At 65.3% G+C, this 1,316-nt stretch carries 1 protein-coding gene; it reads right to left on the bottom strand.

Going from position 1 to position 1,316, the window contains the following annotated elements; translation table 11 throughout:
* Positions 1-1,261: integrase core domain-containing protein (locus IEY07_RS23950; RefSeq protein ID WP_444543334.1), on the bottom strand; the 1,261-nt coding region annotated here is incomplete at its 3' end.
* Between the last annotated feature and the right edge of the window lie 55 nt (positions 1,262-1,316).

The following is a 1,316-nucleotide window of genomic DNA, read 5'->3' as shown; positions in this document are numbered from 1 at the left end:
GTGACGGTTGGGTGGGGCGTGTTCCTGGGGGTCTGCCGTTGCCGACGTAGGTGATTCCGGGTGGGGCTTTGGTGTGTTCGATGAGGATTTCGCCGTTGAGGTCGGCGACGTCGATTGTGTTGCCGTCGATGGTGACCAGGACCTGTTGGAAGCCGTACTGTCCGCCGACCATGTAGCTGACTCCGGCCAGTCTGAAGCTGCCGATGCTTGTCAGCTTCCTGATGAAGGTGCCGGTGGGCAGGTTGTCAGATGCTCGCGCGGGTCGAGGTTGCCTGGTCGCGGCCTGGGCGAAGAATGGCTGTTCGGGTCTGGGGCGCGGCGGCTCGGCTTTAGGTGTGGCCTGCCAAGCGGTCAGGGGTGTGACACGGCCGGGTAGGCCTTGATGCGGCCGTTGGGTGTTGTAGACGTCGTCGAATGTGTCGATCTGGGCCTGCAACTCGGCCGGATTGTCGGCCAGTGGCTGCTTGTCGAGGTAGCGGAACAGGGTTTGGTGGAAGCGTTCGTTTTTGCCCTGGGTGGTCGGCTTGTAGGGCTTGCCGGTGATCGCTTCGGTGCCCAGACGCGATACGTGTGCGACGAGCTGGCCGAGGAATCCGCGCCGCGACGGGTTGAGCGCGATCCCGTTGTCGGAGAGCAGCCGTTGGGGAACACCATGGGCGGTTACCGCCTTGTCGAAGACTGTGATCGCCGCCTCGGCGGTCTCTCCCCACGCCACGTGAGAGGCGACCGCGTAGCGGGAGTGGTCATCGATCAGTTGGAAGATCACGCACGTCCGCCCGCCGGTCAGCACATACTCGGTGGCGTCGAGTTGCCAGCACGCGTTCGGTGCCGGATAGACGAACCGGCGCCACGCCGAGCGGGGCTTCTTCTTCGGCTCCAGCCGGGCGACCCCGGCCTCGCGGAAGATCCGCGCCAGCGATGCGGTCGACGGCACCGGTTCCAGCCCCATCGCGTGCATCTTGTCGTGCACACTGATCGGCCCGTGGTCCAGCCCCGAGGCCTCTAGCGCAGCACGAACCCCGACGGCTTGTTCTTTGATCTCCTCGGTGATCTTGGCCGGGCTCGCCTTGGGACGCCGCGACCTCGGTTCCAACGCCGCCGCAGGACCGTCCTCAACACTTCGCCGCCGGATCTCATAGAACGTCTTGCGAGAAATACCGTGCTCAGCACAGAAGGTCGCCACCGCCCCGCGGGGCGCGTCCGGCGGCCACTGCGCGATCGCGAGACGGACACGGGGATCAACTGGCTCATTCTTCGACACCGGCGAAGTCGACCGGACCGAAACCACACATCAGCCACCGACCCGCCGAAGTGTC

The organism is Microlunatus endophyticus (assembly GCF_014646195.1).
In the GTDB taxonomy this organism is placed as follows: domain Bacteria; phylum Actinomycetota; class Actinomycetes; order Propionibacteriales; family Propionibacteriaceae; genus Microlunatus; species Microlunatus endophyticus.
Note: the sequence above shows the minus strand (reverse complement) of the source record. Positions and strands in the feature narration are given on the sequence as shown.